This window comes from Ilyobacter sp., assembly GCF_041583315.1.
Classification (GTDB): Bacteria; Fusobacteriota; Fusobacteriia; order Fusobacteriales; family Fusobacteriaceae; genus Ilyobacter.
The window spans coordinates 1-6196 of sequence record NZ_JBFHGC010000114.1; the positions used below are offsets into that span (position 1 = coordinate 1).

Genomic DNA, 6196 nt, shown 5'->3' on the forward strand with positions numbered 1-6196 from the left:
CCTATTCGCAAACTAAACTCTATGCTTGTTAGCTCTGATTATTTTAGCACAGATAACTTACAACTTCAAAGGATTTTAATACAATGATTTCTTAAAAATATCCATATATGTGAGATATACCCTCATATCAAATTCAAGCTGATGAAAATTTGGTTCCATATATTCACAAAGCTTATAAAAAGGTTTGTCGTGACCTTTTTCCTTAAGATGAGCCAGCTCATGAACTACTATCATTCTCAGAAACTCCAAAGGCATTTTTTTAAACTGGCTGGAGATCTTGATCTCATTTTTTGCCTTCAGCTTGCTTCCCTGGACTCTTGATACATAAGTATGAAGTCCCAGGGCTTGATTTGAAAAATTTATCTTTGAATCATAGGATACCTTACTGAGGGGATTTGATTTTTTAAGATACTGGTTCTTTATATCCATCACATAATCATAAAGCATTTTATCTGTTGTTATTTCGTGGGCTGTGGGATATTTTTTAAGCATAATTTCCCCAAGCTGCTTATTTTCTATAAGGGCTATAACCTGTTCCTTTAGTTTTACATTATAGCCACCTAGGTATTTCAATCTTTCCATTTTTTCCCTTTCATGCAATACATTAAATAATAAGTTCTTTCAGCAGAATAAGAATTATTCCTGCCAGTATATAAAAATCCGCAATGTTGAAAACCGGAAAACCTTTTATATTAAAATATATAAAATCTATGACGTAACCTCTGAAAAGTCTGTTCAGGGTATTTCCCAGGCCTCCTGCCAGGACCAGGGACAACCCCATCTTATGCATACCCGGAGAGTTATAGAGGGTCGTCATATAAAAGAGCAGGACAAAATTCAGGGTCAGAATAAGCCATTTTTTATGGCTCAGTTTATTAAATGCAATCCCAAAGTTCCTTACATAGTATAAATGGATTGCTCCGTCTAAAATCTTTTTAGGGTGAAATTTCAACTTCTTTTCTGCTATTATTTTAGTGAGAATATCCGTAATAAATAATAAGAAAACAATCCATGGATACATGAGATTCACCCCCATTTAAAAACCCTCCTCTAATTCAGTTCTTCCAACTCTTCTTTTAAGAAGTTCGCAAGTTCACTTATATATCCTTTAGAAAAGTCAAATTTTATTCCTGCAGTTGTATATATATCTTCGATGGATTCAGAGTATCCCAGTGACAGGAAGTCTTCATACTTCTTCAGAGTAAGTTCAGGGTTCTCTTTGTAATTTTTATATATTCCTATGGCTCCCAGCTGACTTATGGCATATTCTATATAATAGAAAGGAACTTCGAATATATGAAGCTGCTTCAGCCATACCATGGATTTTTCATCTTCCAGTCCATGCCAGTCTACCCCTGTGTTAAACCTGTCCATGAGTTCTTTAAACTTGCTGTCTCTTTCTTCCTTAGTATGCCCTGGATTCAGATATATCCAGTGCTGAAATGCGTCCACTGTCATGACCCACGGGAAAGTCTGAAGAGCCCCTATAATCTGCTCTTTCTTCGCCTTTTTAAAATCATTTTCGTCTTGATAGAATCTCTTCCACTTATCCATGCTGATAAACTCCATGGACATAGATGCCAGCTCTGCCACTTCGCTTGGAGTGTCCTTATATGACATGAGTCTTTCATCCTTAGTAGCAAAAGAGTGAAGGGCATGACCAGCTTCATGCATGAGAGTCACTACATCTCTGTGGACTCCCACTGCATTCATAAATATAAAGGCCGCTCCGCTCTCACTCAGGGGATAATTATATCCTCCAGGGGCTTTTCCTTTTCTGTTTTCAAGGTCTAAGAACTCTTTTTCTGCCATATACTTCAGTGTTGATCCGAATTTTTCTTTTACATCACTTAGGGCAGATATTCCCTTTTCCAAAAGTTCTTTCTCACTTTCAAAGGGCTTTAGTATTTTTCCGTCTTCACTGGCTTCAGTATCCCAAGGCCGGAGAGTCTCAAGATTGATTTTAGCTCTCTTCTTTTCATTTATTTCTCGTAACAGCGGCACCACTACTTTTTCCACAGATTCATGAAATTTATAGAGGTCCTCTGGTGTGTATGAAAATCTTCCCTTTGCCTTGTGCATATAATCTCTGTAGTTTTCAAAATTCTTATTATGAGCCATCTCAACACGAAGTTTCAGCAGCTGATCAAAAAGTTCGTTGAGTTCATTTTTTTTCTCTCCCACTGCAGTGTATATCTTCCTCCAGGCCTCTTCCCTTGTCTCTCTGTTGTTTTCCTTTAGAAACCTGTTCATCTGAGAAAGTGTATAGCTTTCTCCATGAAAATCGATGTTTATTTTGGAAATTATCTCTCCGTACTGATTGGAAAGCTCGTTTTCCTTCACTTGAAGTGGAATATTTTTTTCTTCGAAAATTTCAATGTCATTTTTCAAAATAAGTTTATAATTTTTATATCTCTCTTCAGGAAGGTCTTTGCTGTAAGGACTGTCATATACCTTCTGATTTATGTGAAATGACTCTTTATTAAATTCAGCTACTATTGTCCCGTAAAAGTCGTTGAAATCCTTAGAGTACTCTTCCTGATCTGCAAACCGTGTCATTTTAATATATTTCCAGGCCATAGCCTCTTCCACTATTGCACTTAGTTCATTGTACTTATCTATGTATTCTTCAAGTTCAGTTACATTTCTTATATCTTTTTTTAGAAGCTTCTGCAGTTCAGTTTTTACTTCCTCTATACTGTCCACTTTGAACTCTTTGCCATAATAAATCCTGTCCATCAACGCCTCCTAGATATCGTATTTATCAAACTCATTTACCCTTATGACTTTTTCTAGCCTTTCGGTGTAGGCCGATCCAAGTTCAGAATATTTTATGAGATATTTTGCCAGTTCCTCAGAACTTTCTCCTCTTTTTATCCCTTTTCTCAGTTTTTCGTACGCACTCCCTGTGGATAACAGAAGAATATAGCCGTCTACCGACTCTTTTAAATCACCGTATTTTTTCAGATAGGCTGTAAATCCGTCTTCTCTTGATTCTCCGGCTTTTATTCTATCATCTTCGCTATCATATGACCAAACTCCGAAGACGTTGTTTCCCTCTCTGAAAAATCTAGAAGTTCCCCATCCGCTCTCTAATGCAGCCTGGCTCAGAATTAGTGAGGTCGGAGGAATTATCATCTTTTCCAGTAATTTCTCAGTGTTTCCGTCCTCTATATCGTAGTCACTAAAAAGTTTTTCCAGCCTGTTTTTTTCCTTTGCTTTAACGGTGCCTCTTTTGACTATTTTTTTTACAAATTTCCTGTTTGCAGATACATGACCTCTGGACAATTCTATTGCAGGCATCATCAGTTCTGTAAAAAACTTTTTCTTTTCCTCCACCGGATAAGAATCGAGATCTATGTCCCTCACCGAATAAATATATTTTTTGTGATTTACCTTTTTCCTGAGATCTTCTGAGCTGTCTACGTATATTATTTTATAATTGGAAATTGCTTTTTCTATTCCGTAATTTGCAGAGACCTCTGTATCTGCATCACCGATATTTTTCATATAATTTTCCGAAGATATGCTTACCACCTGTAAAAACAGATAGAGAAAAAACATACTCCATTTTAATTCTTTCATCAATCCTCCCTTTTAAAAACTATTATGTTTTTTCCGTTATTTTTCAAAATTTTAAGTTTAAATTCTTTTTCTATAAATTCAAAGGTTTTTAGACTATAGAATACAGTATGGGTAGGATCCTGAATATACCACCAGTTTTTAAAAAATTCCCAGGAATCTTTATGAAAACCTGTCATAATTATAAGATAGCCCCCTTTTTTTACGCATCCTACGAGCTCCTTGAAAACTTCCATGGGATAATAGATGTGCTCAATAACCTCTGTGGTGCATACCACATCATACTGACGGCCTTCATGGACTTTTGCAGGTGAAAAGTATTTATCATAGATATCAACCTTGTACCCCTTTTCCCTCAAAACAGATGCTAAAACAGGCTCCGGTCCTGATCCGTAGTCAAGGATTTTTTCTACTTTTCCAAGATCTGAAAAAGCATAATCTATGAATTTTTCAAAATATTCCCTGTACATGGGGTCTTCTGTAGAATTATTATGCATTTGATATCTCTCAAGTTCTTCTGCATCTTCTAAAAGAGCCGCTTCTTCTGCAAATATAAAACTGCAGTTTTTACATCTATAATAAGTCCGTTCAAATTTTCTGTTTTTTACAACAAACTCTTCTGCTTCTCCTTTACATAAATGACACTTCAATAAAACCCCTCCATTCTGCGAATACTAATTATACATAATTATATGGTAATTTGTCAAAATTTCATAAACAAAAAAGGAGGCATAGCCTCCTCTTTTATTTATCTATTTGACCTAAACAGGCTTATATTCCTCATAATGAACTTTATTTGCATCCCATTTATCAGAAATTTTTACCTCTTGATCAGGATATCCTATTGCCACCATACAAAATGGTATTACTGTTTCAGGAAGTGTAAATATCTCCCTCATAGTTTTAATTCTGTCTTCTCTCGGTGCTACTGCTATCCAGACACTTCCAAGTCCTTCAGTTACTGCCTGAAGCATCAGATTCTCAGTAGCTGCTCCTAGGTCTTGCTGCCAGTATAGAGGATATCTCATATACTCTTCATTGGCCATTACTGCTATTACCACATCTGCATTTGCTGCCATTTTTGAGTAAGGACTTACCTCTGATAGTTTTTTTAGCATCTCTTTGTCTCTTACCACTACAAATTCCCACGCCTGCTGGTTTCCTGCACTAGGAGCCTGCATAGCGGCCCTTAATATCTTTTCTATCTTACTTTCTTCTACCCTTTTCTCAGCATATTTTCTTACACTTCTTCGGTTAAAAATTGCTTCCATAACCTTACCCCCTGTCCTTTATCATGAATTTTTCAATAAAACAATATAATTTTTTTGTCCTTCTTTGTATATTTTAACAAAAATAAATTCAAATTGCACCCTTAATTTATTTTATCTATGAGTTTTGCATTTTTAATATTTATTAAAACTAAAAGAATGATTTCCTTTTAATTTTTACAATCTCTGATCCAAAATAAAAAGCAGCCCATGCTGCTTTCTATTTTTTAAGCAATATTTTCTCCAGTTCTTTTACTTTTTTTATCATTTCTGGAAGTTTTTTTAGAGATACCTTTATTTTCAAGTCCTCTCTGTGATCTACAAGAGGGAAGCCTGACAATATCTGGTTATCTTTAACATTTCCGTGAATTGCAGATTTAGATCCTACTATGACATTGCTTCCAATCTTCAAATGTCCCGATACCCCTACCTGTCCGGCAAGAGTTGTATTGTCACCTATTTCAGTACTTCCTGCTATCCCCACTTGAGATATAATTATACAGTTTTCCCCTATAATATCATTATGAGCTATCTGCACCAGGTTATCTATCTTTGTATAGTCTTTTATTATGGTGTCCCCTATAGCCCCTCTGTCTATGGTAGTGTTCGATCCTATCTCTACCTCGTCACCTATGATTACTCTTCCTATCTGCTCTATTTTTGTGTTTTTCCCGGCTACTTTTACATATCCAAATCCGTCAGAACCTATTACTGCTCCAGGCTGAACTATACATTTTTTACCCAGTTCGCTGAATTCTCTTATTGTGACATTGGAATATATCACAGATCCTTCTCCTATTTTTACCCCTTCACATATAGTTGTGTTAGGAGAGATAGATACGTTGTCCCCTATCTCTACATCGTGACCCAAGTATACATTGGGAGCAATGGAAACATTTTTACCTATCCTGGCGCTGTCTTCTATCATTTTTTCCATGGGTCTTGTCTCTCTTTTAAAGAAGGAGAGAAGTTTCGGCATAAGTTCTCTTGGGTTTCCATTTACCACTATATAGGTCTTATTCTCAGGAAGTCCGAGTATAGGGGGTACTATTACAGCCCCTGCCTTCGTTTCCGATATTTTTTTTAGAAATTTTTCATCTGCAGCAAAAGTCAGCTCCGTCTCCCTGGCTTGAAAAAAGGGAGAAAGTCCTGATATCTCAAGACCTTTATCTCCCTTTATTTCTCCGCCTAGGAGGGCAGCTACATCTTGTAATTTGTAATTCATAAAATAGCCTCCCAGTGCATTATATAGTTTAGTTTAACTTTATTTTTTCACCTTTTTCCATTTGGTTGATTACTTTTTGAGTTATATCTTCTCCGCCAAACTTAATTGCTCCTTCTTCAAA

The 6196-nt window shown here is 36.1% G+C and carries 7 protein-coding genes; all 7 read right to left on the reverse strand.

The window, feature by feature from the left end; genetic code table 11:
* Positions 1-75: 75 nt before the first annotated feature.
* On the reverse strand, positions 76-582 hold the full coding sequence (locus ABZA26_RS05460) for a YgjP-like metallopeptidase domain-containing protein (protein WP_372713508.1): 507 nt from the start codon (positions 580-582) through the stop codon (positions 76-78).
* A 22-nt stretch (positions 583-604) separates the two neighbouring features.
* Complete coding sequence (gene lspA, locus ABZA26_RS05465) at positions 605-1036, reverse strand: signal peptidase II (protein WP_372713509.1); 432 nt, start codon at positions 1034-1036, stop codon at positions 605-607.
* A gap of 14 nt (positions 1037-1050) precedes the next feature.
* Complete coding sequence (locus ABZA26_RS05470; RefSeq protein WP_372713510.1) at positions 1051-2739, reverse strand: M3 family oligoendopeptidase; 1689 nt, start codon at positions 2737-2739, stop codon at positions 1051-1053.
* A 9-nt stretch (positions 2740-2748) separates the two neighbouring features.
* Positions 2749-3585 (reverse strand): glucosaminidase domain-containing protein, encoded by an 837-nt coding sequence (locus tag ABZA26_RS05475; RefSeq protein ID WP_372713511.1) that lies wholly within the window; start codon positions 3583-3585, stop codon positions 2749-2751.
* The gene (locus tag ABZA26_RS05480; protein WP_372713512.1) at positions 3585-4232 is read right to left on the reverse strand and encodes a class I SAM-dependent methyltransferase; all 648 of its coding nucleotides are present in this window, start codon (positions 4230-4232) and stop codon (positions 3585-3587) included. The genes ABZA26_RS05475 and ABZA26_RS05480 overlap by 1 nt, the downstream gene beginning before the upstream one ends.
* Before the next feature lie 111 nt (positions 4233-4343).
* Positions 4344-4853 carry a nitroreductase family protein gene (locus ABZA26_RS05485; RefSeq protein ID WP_372713513.1) on the reverse strand — a complete coding sequence of 170 codons (510 nt, stop codon included), beginning with the start codon at positions 4851-4853 and terminating at the stop codon, positions 4344-4346.
* Positions 4854-5070: 217 nt separating this feature from the next.
* Positions 5071-6075 carry a UDP-3-O-(3-hydroxymyristoyl)glucosamine N-acyltransferase gene (lpxD, locus tag ABZA26_RS05490; RefSeq protein WP_372713514.1) on the reverse strand — a complete coding sequence of 335 codons (1005 nt, stop codon included), beginning with the start codon at positions 6073-6075 and terminating at the stop codon, positions 5071-5073.
* Positions 6076-6196 lie beyond the last annotated feature (121 nt).